Here is a 15843-nt window from a genome sequence, read left to right as displayed (position 1 = left end):
CTATTCAACTTAGAGTGCTCTTAGGAAAGCAAGGATGGCGTCTCTATCGTCCTTTGAGAGTGCTTTAAATTTCCGCTTGACGTGATCAGCCTCACCGCCATGCCAGAGGATCGCCTGCTCCAGACTGCGGGCGCGACCGTCGTGGAGGTAAAACTCGTATCTATTGACCGGGTAAGTGAGACCGATGCCCCACAGCGGGCGGGTCTTCCACTCATGACCGTCGGCCAGGTGGTCAGGACGGTTGTCCGCCAGATCCTCACCCATGTCGTGCAGCAGCATATCGGTGTAGCAGTAGATGGTCTGACCGGAGAGTGCCGCCACATCGGTCTGACCGGTGTGCATCGTGGGGACGTGGCACTTGGCGCAGCCGATCTCGTCGAAGAGCTTGTACCCCTTCTTCACCACAGGGCGATCCAGACCCCTCGGCGCAGGGACGGCGAGCGTCCTGCCGTAGAAGACCACCGCATCCAACACATCGTCCGGCACCTCGTAGGTGGTCGGATCGCCGTCGCCCTGCCGATCCCAGTCCTCCTCCACGGGGTAGAGGCGGTTGGTGAGACCCATGTCGTTGACGAAGGCTTGACAGGTCTGCTCCATGACGGAGGAAGTATTGGCCTTCCAGCCAAAGCGACCGATGCGCACCTTTTTATACTCACTGTCCCAGACATAATTGGGCTTGCCGGAGATGCCGTCATTGTCCTTATCGTAGGGGTCTGCATGAGAGAGGATCTCCTCCTCGGGGATCGCCTCCAGCAGTCCCAGACCGTATGTCGGCATACCGATACGGGGCGAGAGCATGTAGTAGGCAGGCAGCGGGGTGCGGGTGTCTGAGATAGAGAACGTCGGGCGGTGGAGGACCACTTTGGTCCCATCGTCGTAGACCTCTACCTTCTCCGACCACTCGACGTGAAACTTCGCCTCGGGCTTCACACCGTCGATGGCGAGCTGCTGTAGCTGGGCGCCGAAGCCGGGGACACCGATGTGCCCGTAGACGGGATCGTTGCCGCTACTGATGCGGAGGAAGAAGCCGCTTGGCTGATTGAGATTACGAGGGAAGGGGGCGCGACCTTCGTTGGGGTGACACTGGGCGCAGGTGTGATTATTGTACAGCGGTCCGAGACCGGACATGACGTCTCCGCTCGGCACAAACTGGTGCTCGAAGATGTAGTCGCCGTGATCAAACATCCGGGTCTGCTCCTCCGTCATCCCATCGACCGGCTGGCCGTAAGCCTTGCTGGAGGACATATTGGTCGAGGCCGCACCACCGGGACGCAGGTGGGCGACGATGTCGTAGGGATCGGGCTCCACCGCCGGCTCCTGACGACACCCCGCAAGGGTGAGGGTCAGCGCTCCGCAGGCGATGGCGATCCACTCTTTTGTACCCATGGTCATCGCTTAGATCTCGCCCTGAGAGTCGCTGACGAGCGGTGCGATCTCCTTCTCGAGGATCTCGGAGAGCTTGATCACCTCTGCCTGTGCACTCATCACCTCTTTACGATGGTGCTCGATGCACTCGGTGAAGGTGCCGGGGAGGTTCTTGAGCGCCGTCTGAGCCTTGATGATCTGAGCCTTAAACTTCTTATCCAGCTCAGGCTTCTTGAAGACATTGACGATCAGGTCGGAGATGGATGCGCCGGACTGACCCTTGTAGCTGCAGGTGTATAGGTTATAGACACTCTGGAGATTGTCCTGGAAGTCCTGTAGCGAGTTATTGGAGAAGGGGGACTCCTCCTTCTCGAAGTGGGGCTTGCCGTCCTTGCCGGTATCACCGCCCTCTACGCTGCCGGTGGGACCACCGCCATTGAGGGGAAACTCGATCTTCTCCTTCCCCACCTCGTCGACGATGTCCTGCATGCCGGTCACCATCTCCTCGATGGCTGCCTTGGTCGTGGGGTAAGCTTTGCTGCCTTTACCGGCCGCCTTGATCATCTTGGCGAAGGCGGGCCACTTGGTAGTCAGCTTGTCGCAGACGCTCTTCATATCGTTGGATCCGGCGACGAGGTACTCCAGGAGACGGGGATTGCCCTTGAGCGTCTCGATGGTGAAGGGGCTCTTCTGCGGCCCCCACAGGATGTACTCCAAGAGGTGGAAGCCGCGGGTCTCATTGTGCTTCTCGATGGTCTCCTTGGTGATCGGCTCATCGGAGGCGATGGTCTGGTTCATCAGGCTGACATCGACCGGCCAGGTATCCATGTTGGGGTCGATGTCGAGGGGATAATTATCCTCCCCCTCAGAGACCTGATTGTCCTGCTCCAGCTCGCCGACGGGACCGAAGCCGAAGGCCTCTGTCTGCTCCCAGGTCTTGCGGGCCACCTTCCACAGCTCCCGCGCCTTGTCGAGATTGGCCTGCGTGGGACTCTTCTGCAACTCCATGCAAGCCTTGTCAAGAGCGGTAACCTCAGCGGTGAGGTCAGCAAAGGAGCGGACCGTGACGATGTCGATGGTATTGGCGATCACCAGGGAGGTGTCGTACTGCTTCTCAGGATTTTTGGGCTTGTCACCATCGCATGAGGAGAGCAGCAGAGAACTGCTCATAAGGGACAGGCAGAGCCCTGCCTTAAAGATGTTAGTAAAACGCATAATATGGGTATGTAATAATTTGTTGATATGCAATCAGAAAGAGAAACCGAGTCCGACCAGCAGCTCCCGCTCCTTGGTCTTACGCCCCATGTCTTGCTTGGAGACCGGATCGACGTAATTGTCCCCATAGGTGCGGTCGGTGTACTGAGCCTTGACGACAAGACCGGGGGTGATCATCCAATTGAGCCCCGCCGTGATGACGCTGCGACTCCACATGTCGAGCTTGATCACATCGCCTGAGGTGCGGAACATCGTGTCGTAGTAGTCGTACCGGACGAAGGGGTAGAGCCTCTGCTTCGTCTTCCGATTAATCAGCGGGAGGATGTTGTACCCAAGCTCTGCCGAGACGGAGAGAGCCTGCTTCCCGACGGCGGTGCGCTTGGCATTGAGGTGCTTGGAGAGGTGGGCGTTCTTGAAGGAGATGTTGTCCGAGTTTTGCAGGTCGCCCCAGAGCAGGGAGCTATGGAAGCGCCAGTTGCCCTCGTTGACTGCCAGGTGAGCGCCGGCGACCTTGAGCCAGCCCTTCACATTCTCCATATCGTATCGGGGACGATTGGGGTTCGTATTCCCCGCATAGGCGGAGAAGCCGGCAAAGGACTCCCCTAAGCGACCGAAGTGGTAGTCCATACGGAGCGAGTAGGCGAGCGCCTCCGCCACCGGCATCTCGAAGCGGGTCTGATACCCCCTCTTGACCCAGTTGCGGCTTGAGAAACCACTAGAGTCGAGACCGGAGCTGACAGCCAGCTCGTAGGTGAGTCTATTGTGGAAAAAGCCTCCGAAGAGCATCACGCCCGTCTCGTACCAGCCGAGGGGGATCATCGCATCCTCGCCCTCGGGACGAAGTACGGTGAAGTACTTATTAGGTCGGTCAAGGCTGCTGGCGAGCCCCATGTGGAGCTTGAAGCGACCGACACGGAGATTGGCCATCTCGTGGGTGAGGAAGTCGAGGTAGAGATGCTCCAGCTTCACCTCCCCGCCCTGCTCGATCTCCATCTCGTACTCACCGGCCTCCTCCAGTGCGTCAAACTCCATCGTGGCACCGGTACCGCCGTGCTCAAACTCGATCTCGCTGCTCATCCGGATCCGATCCGTAAAGCGGAGCTTGAGATAGAGAGCGAAGCGCTCCTGGTCGAGACGGTCCTTGAGGTACGGGTCGCGCTCCTTGGTGAGGTAATTCTGGTAATTGACGGTGCCATACCCCGACAAGGTCAGGCGATCCAGCAGATCCTTCCCCTGGATGCCGGTCCTTGGGAAGACCCGCTCCTTCTCGACTCGCTCCTGTGCCACCGCATTAGTGCCTCCGAGGAGCGCGAGGACGATGCCGGCGATGATGACTTTGGTGATTGCTCTCATATCTACTTCGAACTAATAACTTAAAAGGAGTGAAACAGTCCTCCTCAGCGGGGCAAAAGTACGAAATAGAGCCCCTCGATTTTCGCAAACCGAGGGAAAATACCTACTACCGAGTACCTCTCCGGCACCAATTACTCAGATCAGGGTAGGGGCTGTAGAAAAGATTCCTCCGCCACTCTTCGGGGTACGACCCGGGGAGTGGCGGAGGGTATAAGGCGGGGCTGTAAGCCGGTGCTACATGCCGCTCTTGATGGCGGCGGTGAGGTCGTCGGTGAGGCGGATCATCCCTTCGGCATCATTGCTGTAGCGGGTGGTGCGGATCAGCGGGTGGATCGTCATCGTGATGCGGTGGGGGTGGACGAAGTAGTGATCCTTGGGCAGCGCCTCGTAAGTCCCATCTATCGTCACCGGCAGCACCGGCGTACCGGTGGAGATGGCTATGCTGGCGACGCCCTTACGGAGCCGCCCCACCCGTCCGGTCGTGGAGCGTGTCCCTTCGGGGAAGATCATGATGCTGAAGTCCTCGGCGATTGTCGCCTTGGCATCGCTGATCACCCGCCTGGCACCGCTCGGCGTATGGTCTACGAAGATGAAGCCTATCCTCTCACACGCCCAGCCGACGAAGGGGATCTTACGGATCGGAGCCTTGAGCACCCAGCGGCAAGGCATATGGAGATACCCCGCCATGACGAAGACATCGAGGGCACTCATATGATTGGGTGCCACGATGACCGCCTCATCGGGGATATGCTCCTTACCCCGCACCGTGACGGGGGAGAAGAGGAGGTTCATCGTCAGCCTGCTCCAGATGCGGGAGGGGAGGTAGGTAGCACCCCTCCTCCATCCGAGCGCAGACCCCAGCACCGTGAGGATCGACGTCAGGATCGTGGCGAGGACAAAGAGGGGGACAAAGATGAGCCAGAAGTATATCGCCCAGAGTGGCTTGAGTAGTGGATTCATGACGGGATGTTACTTGACGAGGTAGCGCTTAATACTCTGCTTGGGTGTCTTCTCGAAGGGCTCCTCCCGCAGCTCCACGGCACTCACCTGCTCGTACATCGGCAGCCGCTGATTGATCATGTCGCGGAGGGTATTCATCGCCTCGGTCACCTCCTTCTCCTTCACCTTACCCTCAGCCTTGAGTGCATCCAGGTCGGGGACGACGATGGCGACGAGCTTAGTGTCTCGCTGCACCACGACGCACTCGATGACGAAGGGGCTGGAGCCGTAGAGCGACTCAATCTCCTCGGGGAAGATGTTTTGCCCATTCGCCGTCAGCAGCATCGCCTTACTCCGTCCGCGGAGATAGACATAGCCATTGGCGTCGATGAAGCCGAGATCCCCCGTCCGCATCCAGCCGTCGGGAGTAAAGAGTGCCTTGGTCGCCTCCTCATTCTTATAGTACCCGAGGCAGACATTCTCCCCGCGCACCTGCACCTCGCCCACCTCATGACCGGAGCCGTCGCTCTGAAATCCTCCCTCCACCGGACTTATCCGCACCTGCTCGATCTCCGGCAGGACCTTACCGCAGCTGCTGCACTTATGCTCACGAGGAGTGGCATAGCTGATCAGCGGGGCGCACTCGGTGATGCCGTAGCCGATCGTGAGAGGGAAGCCGGTATTGAGTACAAACTTCTCCACCTGATCATTGATCGCCGCACCACCGACGACGAATTGCTCCACCCGTCCCCCCATGGTGTCGAGCATAATCTTCCCGATACGATTGTAGACTAAGAGATTGAGCACCGGGATACCGATGATCGTCTTGACGGCGTGGGAGTAGGCATTGATCTTCTTGAGGATGATATTCTTATAGACCTTCTCCAGCACAAGGGGAACCGAGAAGATCACCTGAGGACGCACCTCCTGGAGCGCCTTGATCAGGATCGCCGGTGTCGGCTTATAGCGCAGGATGTAGATCTGGGCGCCACAGGTGAGCGGAGAAAGGAAGTCAAACATCAGTGCATACGCATGCGCCAGCGGCAGGAAGCTGAGCATCTGCTGACCGGGACGATAGATCTTCCTAATGTGAGTGATATTAATATTTGCAGCAATGTTATTCGCCGAGAGCATCACGCCCTTGCTGAAGCCGGAGGTGCCGGAGGTGTAGCTCAGGAGGACGAAGTCGCTATTGGACACCTTATCATAGACCACATCACTCCTCCGGAAGCCGGCCGGGTAGCGCTCCTCCATCAGCCGGTCGGCATCGAGGGTGCGGCACTCCTTCACCGACGTGCACTCGGGGAGGGGAGCGAGGGTGTCGATCCGGTAGGTGGCTCGGATCGACTTCAGCTTCTTGGGATCAAGCGAGGAGACATGCTCCGGGCCGACGAAGATCACCTTAGAGTCGGAGTGCTCCACGAGATGCATCGTATCCTCGGGGGTGAAAGCAGGCAGGATCGGCACCAGCACAGCGCCGTACGTGATCACCCCGAGCCAGACGATACACCACTCTGCACTATCCTCGCCCAGCAGCGCCACATGATCCCCCTTCGTCACGCCGGAGGCCTCGAGGAGGAGATGAACCTTTGCCACCCCGCGCGCCACGTCGGCGTAGCTGTAGATGGTACCGGAGTCGTAGTTGCAGAGTGCGGGGCGGATCCAGTGCTTGCGGAACGCCTCCTCAAAGAACTTTACCAATGGCTTCTCGATCATCTCTTATCTCTTCTCTTGTAATGTGGAAAAAAAGTGCGCACATAGCTCATGTAAGAGCAAAAGTACAGAAAGTTTTCATTCGCACCGAGATCAGCTCCAGGCATGCCTTAGAGGGGGCTCGATCACGATGAAAACTATTACCGGTAATAGTGCGAACTAATACCGATATTAGTAACGACTAATATCGGTATTAGATGTTAGTCTGAAAACCACGCCCTCTGCCACTCTCAGACGAAGCAGCAATTTCGGGGAGTGTGGGGTGTCAGTGGTCTTATTTTTAGTTACCTTTGCAGTCCTATAACAGAGTTTAATTTTGAAAATGCTATTATATCCCTACCCATGAGACAACTTATCTACGCTCTGTCCCTGCTGGCAGTCTCTCAGACCGCCCTGGCGATCCGAGCTATCGACCGGGACGAACTCCCTCTGGACAGCCTCGAGACGAGACAGCTGGAGGAGGTGCAGGTCTACGCACAGACACCGCTGATCCGTGAGACCAATGAGCTATGGCGTGTGCCGGGCGGCGTCACGATGATCACGCCGACGGTGATGCGGGAGTTTCATCTGCACAACCTGACCGACCTAACGGCGCTGGTGCCGGGGCTCTACATCCCGGACTACGGCTCCTCATCTAATGCACCGATCTACTTCCGCGGCATAGGCTCGCGTAGCGGCTCTGCAGCCACGTCACTCTACATCGACGGGGTGCCTACGCTGACCCAGACACTGAAGAAGGACATCCTCGACGCTGCCTCGATCCGCGTCATGTCTGCCAGCCAGAGCTCCACCTATGGGCGAAACTCGATGGCCGGCAATATCCATGTCCGGACGGTAAGCCCATTTGAGAAGCAGGGGCTGGAGGTACTCCTCCGTGGGGGTAGCTACATGACCGGTCGCGGACAGGCGATCTACCGCACGCTGCTCTCCTCGGAGTGGGGACTAACGGTGGGCGGATACGTGCAGTACCTCGGCGGATACTACACCAATCAGTACGACGGGAAGAAGTCCGACCACTCCCTCAGCGGCGGCGGTACCGTACGCAGTGAGTGGCGCCGGGGACCTCATACCCTGATCCTCTCAGCCAATGCCGACGGTGTGGATCAGGGAGCCTTCCCCTACGCCCCCAAGGACCCCGAGACAGGTAAGGTGATGGCTCCCAATATCAATCGCCCCGGCACCTACGAGCGCTTCTCCACTCAGGAGCGGCTCAGCTACACCTATGCCGGAGACGAGGCAGACCTCCACATCAACGGCGGTGTGGAGTACCTCCACGGCAAGATCCACATGGATCAGGACTACAGCCCGGCCGATGTTTTCTCTGTCAATCAGCGAGAGAAGCAGCTCGCCACGACACTGGAGGTGGCGCTGAAGTCCAAGAGAGACGGGCGCTTCCACTGGACGACCGGGATCTCCGGATTTTACCTCCACTCAGATCACCACTCACCGGTGGAGATCTACCCCGACGGACTGCAGAAGCTGGTCCAGCCTCAGCTCAATCGCGCCATGGCGATGATGGCAAAGAAGGGGATCAAGATGCCGGGTAAGCTGCTTGCTGACACGGAGATGGCGCTGAATAATAATCAGTCCTGGAAGAAGGACTGCGGCGTGGCCGCTTACATGGAGGGCAGCATCGCTGACTTTGTCATCCCTCGCCTGACTCTGACTGCCGGGCTGCGCGTCGACCTGGAGCATCAAGGCTTTGACTACGACAGTGACTTCGCCTCTCGGGTCATCATGGAGATGAATCGCGGAGGCAAGACGATGCGCATGCCCCAGCCGATCGGAGGGCGTGTGAAGGATCACGGCTCCCAGACCTTCCTCGTCGCTCTGCCTAAGCTGGCACTGAGCTACGAGCTGACCGATGACTTCAATGCCTTCGTCACTGTCTCTCGTGGGTACAAGACAGGAGGATACAGCGATCAGGTGATGACGCAGACGGCTATGCAGGCCTCCTTTGCCAGCCTGATGCCGAAGCCGGGGACCAAGCCGGGACGCCCCGCTCCGATCGATGTGGACAATCTGCCGATCGTGCCATCCGACCCCAAGGCTGCAGCCTACGATCCTGAGTACGGGATCAATTATGAGGTAGGCTTTCGCGCTCGTCTCTTCGATGACCGACTCCTCCTGACGACTACCGTCTTTGACACCCGGATCACCAATCAGCAGATCACCCGATTCGTCACCTCGAGCGCCGGACGGTATGTGGACAATGCGGGGCAGAGCCGCAGTACCGGGGTGGAGGCGACCGCCGCCTGGCAGATCATCCCCTCGCTTCGCGCTTCGGTCTCTTATGGGCATGCGGACTCTCGATTTGAGGTATGGCATACCAAGGTGACCAAGCCCTCCGGCGAGAAAGTAGAGGTCGACCTCGCCGGCAACTACGTCCCCTACATGCCGCAGCACACCGCCTCCGCACTGCTGAGTTACCACAAGGGACTCGACTACAAGGTCCTCAGGGCAGTACACGCATCGGCTGAGTACAGCGGCGTCGGTCCGATCTACCGTGATCCGGAGAATACGGTACGCGAGGACTTCTACTCCCTCCTTGGTGCTCGCGCCGGAGTGCAGCTGGGATCGGTGGACGTAACCCTCTGGGGTCGTAACCTGCTCGATACGGAGTACCATCCATTCTACTTCAATTTCTTTGGACAGGATCTCTTCCAGAAGGGGGCACCCCTCACCTTCGGCGTCGACCTTATGATCAGGATGTAATTGCATCTTAAGTCACTGTAGAAGAGGAGTCTCGGCGATCGTCGGGGCTCCTCTTCTTATCCCCCACCGATGTGTAACTCTATCGTAACGAGGTTAAAATAGGTGGACATTCCTAAAGGAAGCGACCGACGAGAGTGTTGTGCTTGCAAATGCGGATTCATTTTCCTACCTTTGTGATGTAAAGAAAAGGAAGCAAGCGTGCTTCTGTACAGATAGTACAGCAGTACACGATCATAGACATTCGCGTCGGGCACACGGGAAACTCGTCAATATTAAAACAATTCCGAGACCCTTGGATCTTGCGATGGCGTGCCGTGGCCCTTTATGGGCGGGCGGATTACAAAGCACGATTCATCCTCAAATCCTTACTTTCGGAGTTATCCAAAGTCCCCGACGCGATCTTATAAGGGCTCACAGAGTGGTCATCCACACTGTGAGCCCTTTCCATTTGCCCCTATGGGAGAGGGATCAATTGGTCTTGTACTTATAGTCCTTGACCTCAGCGAGGTCGGCATTAGCCTTGACGATCTTCTGCTTCAGTCCCTCCTTGTAGCTGCGGTAGCGCTCGGCGAGGTCTGCGTCCGCCACGGCGAGGATCTGAACAGCGAGGAGGGCGGCATTGAGCGAGCCATTGATCCCCACAGTGGCGACGGGGATACCGCCGGGCATCTGGACGATGGCGAGGAGCGCATCCATGCCTGAGAGGGTGGAGGCGATCGGGACACCGATCACCGGGACGGTGGTCTGCGCTGCGATGACGCCGCAGAGGTGCGCCGCCATACCGGCAGCGGCGATGATGACGCAGATACCGCGCTCCTCGGCGTGGGTGGCGAAGTCGGTCACCTCCTCGGGAGTGCGGTGGGCGGAGAGCGCCAGCAGCTCAAAGGGGACCTCCATCTGCTCCAGGAGGTCGAGCGCTTTCTTCATCACCGGCAGGTCGCTGGTGCTGCCCATGATGATACTGACGATGGGCTTATTGGTTGCAGCCATAGCTTGATATTCTGTATGTGTGTAAAAAATAGGGGAGAGAGTACGACTCCGTCGCCTCTCTCCCCTTGTCTTGTCATAAATCTATCTGAAGTAGATTACTTCTCTACCAGAGCCTTGTAATCAGCGGCAGAGAGGAGCCCCTCGAGGGCACTCGCATCAGCGATCTTGCCCTTGATGATCCAGCCCTTACCGTAGGGATCCTGATTGACCAGCTCAGGAGCGTCCTCGAGCTCGTCATTGGCCTCCTCCACCTCGATGGTGCAGGGAGCGATCAGATCGGATACGGTCTTGACAGCCTCGATGGAGCCAAAGGGCTCGCCGGCCTCTACGGTACCCTCACCGTCCACGTCTACGAAGACGATGTCACCCAGCTCCTGCTGAGCGAAGTCGGTGATGCCGACAGTTACTTGATTACCCTCTGCGAGGATCCACTCGTGGTCCTGGGTGTACTTCAGGTTTTCAGGAAAGTTCATAGTGTTGCTATTGTTTTGGTTGGCAAATATCTCCAGTACAAATTTAGAATTCTTTTCTCAATCTTGCAACAGGGATCCCCATCGCATCCCTGTACTTGGCTACGGTGCGGCGAGCGACGTCGTAGCCTTGCTCCTTGAGCGCTTTACTTAGTGCTTCATCCGACAGCGGTCGGCGCTTATCCTCCTCATCGATGATCTCACGGAGGATCTGCCGCACGTGCCGCGTGGAGATCTCCTCCCCATCGTCCCGGACCGTGCCCTCACTGAAAAAGTGTCGCAGCGGGAGCGTGCCAAAGTCGGTCTGGACATACTTCGTCGACGTGACGCGTGAGATGGTGCTGATATCGTACCCGATGCGGTCGGCGACGTCCTTGAGGATCATGGGGCGGAGCGTGGAGATATCTCCGGTGAGGAAGTACTCGCGCTGCATATCGACGATGCACATCATCGTCGACATCAGGGTCTCTCGTCGCTGGCGGATCATATCCACGAAGGTCCTCGCAGCATCGAGCTTGCCCTTGACAAACTTCCCCGCCTCTCTCTGCTCTCGCGGCAAGCCTCTCAGGTCTCCGGTGTAGGCACTCATCTCTTCCTCAAACTGACGATTGACCCGCACCTCGGGTATGTCGCCATTATTGAGCGTCACGACGAGGTCGCCATTGCTCTCCGTCACGATGAAGTCGGGGATGACGGTCTGAGCATTGCCCTCCATCCGGGTGCCGAAGTCGAGTCCGGGGGTGGGATTGAGGGAGACGATCAGTCGGATTGCCTCGCGGATCTGATCGTCGTCAGCGTCGCACGCCTCACTGAGCGCAGTGTAGTGCCGCTTCGAGAGGAGGTCGAAGTGGTCGGTCAGCAGTCTCCCGGCGAGCCGGATCGTATCCGACTCCTGGTCACGGCGCTCCAGCTGCAGGAGGAGACAGTCTCGGAGGTCTCGGGCACCCACACCGGGAGGGTCTAGGGTCCGGATCACCTCGACCACCGCCTCCACATCCTCGGGCGTACAATAGAGTCCCTGGTAGATCGCAAGGTCGTCCGCCAGCCCCTCGACAGTCTGCCGCAGGTAGCCGTCGTCTTCCAGGCTGCCGATGACAAAGGTCGCTATCTGTCTCTGCTCCTCATCGAGATCGGTCATATAGAGCTGCCGACGGAGGTACTCTGTCAGCGTCGGCGTATCGGCAAAGGGGATTTCTGAGGCAGAGGCTCCCTCTGACCGGGCGTTGTGCTTGTAGGCAGAGCCGGGGATATCATCGGCATCGTTGTAGTCGTCCGCATCGATCCCCTCAGTAGATCGCTCCTCAGTGTCGGAGAGCTCCTCGTAGTCGTCCCTCTCCTCACTTCCCTCCTCGAGTGCGGGGTTGCGCTCCAGCTCCTGCTTGATGCGCTGCGACAGCTCCGTCTGCGGGAGCATCACCATCTGCATCAGCTGGATCTGTCGGGCGGAGAGCTTCTGTCTCTGCTTTAGTTTCTGCTTATTACCTCCTGCGGTCATATAGTGTCAGCCTCGTATGGAGCAAATGTACGAAGAAAAGGCGGGTCGCCTCCGATAAGAGACAACCCGCCTGTACTATTTCTGCTCTATCCTATCGGATCAGAAGCGGTAGCCGAGGGTTACGAAGAAGTTGCTGTTGCGGATAGCCTTATCCTCATTAGCCTTCTTCCAGTTGTCGTTACGGATATCACCGATACCGAACTGAGTACCCACACCTACCTGGAAGCGGTTGTACTCCACACCGGCACCGACCTGAGCACCCCAGTCGAGACGATTGAGGAAGCCGTTGTCCTGATCGAAGGGCTTGATGTCCTTGTCTGACTTACCATCGAAGCCAAAGAACTTACCCTCCATGGTAGTCTTACCACCGACACCAACGCCGAGGTACGGACCTGCATTGACGAAGACGCCGAGGTCATTGCCGAGGTCGAATGCGAAGTTGGCGAGGACGGGGATGTCCACGTAGTAGAGGTTGGTGGTGCTGCTGGCACCGATCTTGTCATCCTTCTTGATCTCACCTACCTTGTAGCCCTTCATGGCGAAGTCTACACCGGGCTGGATGGAGATACGGCTCATACCACCGTCATATACGGTGATGTCAGCAGCGACACCGGCACGAGCTCCGTTAGCGATCTTGGTATCAAATGAACTACCGGTTATATTGGCAGCCTGGTAGCCACCACGTACGATGAAGCCGATCTGAGCGTTGGCGGTTGCACCGAGGGCAAATACTCCGAGGAGTGAGCCGAGGATTACATTTCTTAGTTTCATAATCTTCTGTAGTTGTTTAGTGTCAAACTTAAGTCCAAGAGCCGACACTCAGACGAGGTCCGTCACTCTTGCGTAGTGCAAAGTTAGGGATAAATAGCGGTAAAGCAATGGATCAGCTTACGAAAACGACCCCAAAGAGCCACTTATTACGCTTCTTTCAGAAAAACTTAGACCTTGACCGACAGCGTGTGTCAGCCAAGGTCTGTTAGCCTTCAGAGTCACCCGGTGCCTAATTAGCGAGCGGAAAACTCGTCCGAGACACTCAGCTTAGCACGACCCTTAGCACGACGCGCTGCCAGCACGCGACGACCGCCGGCTGATGCCATGCGAGCGCGGAAGCCGTGCTTATTCTTTCTCTTAGTGTTGTGAGGTTGGTATGTTCTCTTCATATCGCTATTAACTCATATGCTCCTCCCTTCCATCGGAGCCGATGGTCAAGATCGCAGATTATTATATCCGAAAAGTAGCGCAAAGGTACTACTATTATTCCGCTAATGCAATGGGAATATAGCTTTTGTCAGGGGTGACGCATCCGAGAGGTACGGATGCCAGCCCACTCATTGTGAAGAGACCGTGGTGCAACAACCCCAGTGGTTTCCCGAAAAGATTGACTCAGCCCGTATTGACCCGGAAGCTTCAGTGGTGCAAATATACCACCTCCGCCGAGAGAGGTTGTCTCACTTTGTCCCTTTCTGTCTCTTCATGTCCAAAGAGGACACACTTGTGCAGCTCTCTGAATTTGGATAAGTTTGAGGATAAAAGAAGACATTACACCACTAACTACCAGAACCAACCATGGAAAAAGACCCGATGAAGAAAAACGGCCTCGAGGACGACCCCTCAAGCCGTAACGCCACCGTCCACCCCGGGCGAATGACCCGCGCAGGAGGCATACCTGTACCCAATAACGATGACTCGCAGAGCGCCGGTGCGCGGGGTCCTCTCACCATGGAGGATCACTGGCTCTTCGAGAAGCATGCGCACTTCAATCGCGAGGTGATCCCCGAGCGGCGTATGCACGCCAAGGGCTGGGGCGCCTGGGGGACCTTCCGCGTCACCCACGACATCACGAAGTACACCAAGGCTAAGATCTTCAGCAAGGTCGGCAACGAGTGCCAGGTGATCGCCCGCTTCTCCACCGTGGCTGGCGAGAGGGGTGCCGCCGATGCGGAGAGAGACATCCGAGGCTTTGCCGTACGCTTCTACACCGAGGAGGGCAATTGGGACATCGTGGGGAATAACACCCCTGTCTTCTTTTTCCGCGACCCCAAGCTCTTCATCGATCTCAATCACGCCGTTCACCGCGACCCGAAGAGCCACCTACGGAGCCCTAACGTCAATTGGGACTTCTGGAGCTCGCTCCCCGAGTCACTCCTCCAAGTGACGATCACGATGTCCGACCGCGGGATCCCCTCCAGCTTCCGCTTCATGCACGGATTCAGCAGCCACACCTACAGCCTGATTAATGCGGACAATGAGCGGGTGTGGGTAAAGTTCCACTTCCGCAGCCAGCAGGGCATCCAAAACCTTACCGACCAGGAGGCGGAGAAGGTGGTCTCCAAGGACCGCGAGAGCAACGGCCGAGACCTACAGGAGGCGATCAATGAGGGGAAATTCCCCCGCTGGAAAATGTACATCCAGGTGATGACCGAGGAGCAGGCAAGGGAGATGAAGAATAACCCCTTCGACCTGACGAAGATGTGGCCAAAGAAGGACTACCCCCTCATGGAGGTGGGCGAGTTTGAGCTCAATCGCAACCCTGAGAATTACTTCCAGGACATCGAGCAGCTCGCCATGGACCCCTCCAACCAAGTACCCGGCATCGGAATCTCGCCCGACCGGATGCTGCAGTTCCGCACCTTTGCCTACGCCGATGCCCAGCGCTACCGGCTCGGGGTCAATTACCACCAGATACCGGTCAATTCCCCTCTCGGGGTCAAGGATCCCCACTCCTACCACCGCGACGGACGTATGCGCGTGGATGGGAATAACGGTGGTGAGCTCCACTACTACCCCAATAGCTATGGCGACTGGGAGAGCAACCCCGAGGCGCAAAACCCTGCTCAGGAGGGTGGTCGCGTCGATTACTACGACTTCCGTGAGGACGACCACGACTACTTCACCCAGCCGGGACAGCTCTTCCGGGCGATGACGCCGGAGCAGCAGCTGGTCCTGGCGGAGAATACGGCGCGCAATATGGGCGACTCCACGATGCAGATCAAGCACCGCCACATCCGCCACTGCTACCAGGCAGACCCCAAGTACGGTGAGATGGTGGCAGAGGCACTCGGCATCGATATCTCCACCGTCGACACCTCATCCAATGGCGAGACCTCCCGTGAGGACTGGCAGGCTGAGCGTGCCCGCGATAAGGAGCTCGACCACCCGACGAAGCCGGCAGAGCCCAAGAGCGCCGAGGATCTGCCCCCCGAGGGGAGAGACACCAATGTCGCCGACCCCACCACGCTGACCCCGTGGGAGGACGATCCCTATCTCCTCTGAGAAGACCTTTGCAAAATGGTCTTTCGCCGAAAATGCGGTGCTTTTTCGGCAGGGACTTTGCAGAATGCCCCAGATGCAAGGAACTGAGAGTGAGGGCGAAGGGAGTGTGCTAACGCACATGACCAAGCCCGAATCTCGAAAGTGACGCCGCAGATGGGGTATTATGCAAAGGTCTCCTGAGGTAACCACTCCTCCTACATACCATATATACGAGAGAGCCCTCTCCCCGAAGGTCGGGAAGAGGGCTCTCTCATGGTTTATAGCAAAGAGGGATTACTGACGATCCTTATAGGCCTTCAGTCCGCCTCTCAGCCA

At 57.7% G+C, this 15843-nt stretch carries 12 protein-coding genes; 2 read left to right on the top strand and 10 right to left on the bottom strand.

Going from position 1 to position 15843, the window contains the following annotated elements; translation table 11 throughout:
- Positions 1-9: 9 nt before the first annotated feature.
- The 5 genes from B088_RS04795 to B088_RS04775 all read right to left on the bottom strand — a co-directional run bounded on the left by B088_RS04795 (position 10) and on the right by B088_RS04775 (position 6588).
- Complete coding sequence (locus tag B088_RS04795) at positions 10-1386, bottom strand: di-heme oxidoreductase family protein (RefSeq protein ID WP_162137997.1); 1377 nt, start codon at positions 1384-1386, stop codon at positions 10-12.
- Positions 1387-1395: 9 nt separating this feature from the next.
- The gene (locus B088_RS04790; RefSeq protein WP_018107280.1) at positions 1396-2580 is read right to left on the bottom strand and encodes an imelysin family protein; all 1185 of its coding nucleotides are present in this window, start codon (positions 2578-2580) and stop codon (positions 1396-1398) included.
- 33 nt (positions 2581-2613) lie between these two features.
- Complete coding sequence (locus tag B088_RS04785) at positions 2614-3933, bottom strand: hypothetical protein (RefSeq protein ID WP_018107279.1); 1320 nt, start codon at positions 3931-3933, stop codon at positions 2614-2616.
- A gap of 234 nt (positions 3934-4167) precedes the next feature.
- On the bottom strand, positions 4168-4893 hold the full coding sequence (locus tag B088_RS04780) for a lysophospholipid acyltransferase family protein (RefSeq protein ID WP_018107278.1): 726 nt from the start codon (positions 4891-4893) through the stop codon (positions 4168-4170).
- Positions 4894-4902: 9 nt separating this feature from the next.
- Entirely contained in the window at positions 4903-6588 is a 1686-nt protein-coding gene (locus B088_RS04775; RefSeq protein WP_018107277.1) for an AMP-binding protein, read from the bottom strand.
- Positions 6589-6927: 339 nt separating this feature from the next.
- Between B088_RS04775 and B088_RS04770 the strand changes: the two genes are divergently transcribed.
- Positions 6928-9300, top strand: a complete 2373-nt coding sequence (locus B088_RS04770) for a TonB-dependent receptor (RefSeq protein WP_018107276.1) — start codon at positions 6928-6930, stop codon at positions 9298-9300.
- Positions 9301-9768: 468 nt separating this feature from the next.
- Here the strand turns inward: B088_RS04770 and purE are convergent, their stop codons facing one another.
- The 5 genes from purE to rpmH all read right to left on the bottom strand — a co-directional run bounded on the left by purE (position 9769) and on the right by rpmH (position 13415).
- Positions 9769-10290, bottom strand: coding sequence for a 5-(carboxyamino)imidazole ribonucleotide mutase (purE, locus tag B088_RS04765; protein ID WP_018107275.1), 522 nt, complete (start codon positions 10288-10290; stop codon positions 9769-9771).
- A gap of 95 nt (positions 10291-10385) precedes the next feature.
- Positions 10386-10763, bottom strand: coding sequence for a glycine cleavage system protein GcvH (gene gcvH / locus B088_RS04760; RefSeq protein WP_018107274.1), 378 nt, complete (start codon positions 10761-10763; stop codon positions 10386-10388).
- A gap of 43 nt (positions 10764-10806) precedes the next feature.
- Positions 10807-12255 carry an RNA polymerase factor sigma-54 gene (gene rpoN / locus B088_RS04755; protein ID WP_018107273.1) on the bottom strand — a complete coding sequence of 483 codons (1449 nt, stop codon included), beginning with the start codon at positions 12253-12255 and terminating at the stop codon, positions 10807-10809.
- A gap of 99 nt (positions 12256-12354) precedes the next feature.
- Positions 12355-13026, bottom strand: coding sequence for a porin family protein (locus B088_RS04750; protein WP_018107272.1), 672 nt, complete (start codon positions 13024-13026; stop codon positions 12355-12357).
- Between the two features lie 233 nt (positions 13027-13259).
- A complete protein-coding gene (gene rpmH / locus B088_RS08450) occupies positions 13260-13415 on the bottom strand; it encodes a 50S ribosomal protein L34 (RefSeq protein WP_026170497.1) in 156 nt (51 codons plus the stop codon).
- Positions 13416-13836: 421 nt separating this feature from the next.
- On the opposite strand from rpmH, the gene B088_RS04745 reads away from it, so the two are divergent.
- On the top strand, positions 13837-15528 hold the full coding sequence (locus B088_RS04745) for a catalase (RefSeq protein WP_211204664.1): 1692 nt from the start codon (positions 13837-13839) through the stop codon (positions 15526-15528).
- Positions 15529-15843: the final 315 nt, after the last annotated feature.

This window comes from Porphyromonas bennonis DSM 23058 = JCM 16335, from assembly GCF_000375645.1.
Lineage (GTDB): Bacteria > Bacteroidota > Bacteroidia > Bacteroidales > Porphyromonadaceae > Porphyromonas_A > Porphyromonas_A bennonis.
Note: the sequence above shows the minus strand (reverse complement) of the source record. Positions and strands in the feature narration are given on the sequence as shown.

Excerpts from the sequence above, each read along its gene's own strand:
- B088_RS04785 (WP_018107279.1), bottom strand. The coding sequence starts at position 3,933 with ATGAGAGCAATCACCAAAGTCATCATCGCCGGCATCGTCCTCGCGCTC.
- rpoN (WP_018107273.1), bottom strand. The coding sequence starts at position 12,255 with ATGACCGCAGGAGGTAATAAGCAGAAACTAAAGCAGAGACAGAAGCTC.
- B088_RS04775 (WP_018107277.1), bottom strand. The coding sequence starts at position 6,588 with ATGATCGAGAAGCCATTGGTAAAGTTCTTTGAGGAGGCGTTCCGCAAG.
- B088_RS04790 (WP_018107280.1), bottom strand. The coding sequence starts at position 2,580 with ATGCGTTTTACTAACATCTTTAAGGCAGGGCTCTGCCTGTCCCTTATG.
- B088_RS04795 (WP_162137997.1), bottom strand. The coding sequence starts at position 1,386 with ATGGGTACAAAAGAGTGGATCGCCATCGCCTGCGGAGCGCTGACCCTC.
- gcvH (WP_018107274.1), bottom strand. The coding sequence starts at position 10,763 with ATGAACTTTCCTGAAAACCTGAAGTACACCCAGGACCACGAGTGGATC.
- B088_RS04780 (WP_018107278.1), bottom strand. The coding sequence starts at position 4,893 with ATGAATCCACTACTCAAGCCACTCTGGGCGATATACTTCTGGCTCATC.
- purE (WP_018107275.1), bottom strand. The coding sequence starts at position 10,290 with ATGGCTGCAACCAATAAGCCCATCGTCAGTATCATCATGGGCAGCACC.
- B088_RS04750 (WP_018107272.1), bottom strand. The coding sequence starts at position 13,026 with ATGAAACTAAGAAATGTAATCCTCGGCTCACTCCTCGGAGTATTTGCC.
- B088_RS04770 (WP_018107276.1), top strand. The coding sequence starts at position 6,928 with ATGAGACAACTTATCTACGCTCTGTCCCTGCTGGCAGTCTCTCAGACC.
- B088_RS04745 (WP_211204664.1), top strand. The coding sequence starts at position 13,837 with ATGAAGAAAAACGGCCTCGAGGACGACCCCTCAAGCCGTAACGCCACC.
- rpmH (WP_026170497.1), bottom strand. The coding sequence starts at position 13,415 with ATGAAGAGAACATACCAACCTCACAACACTAAGAGAAAGAATAAGCAC.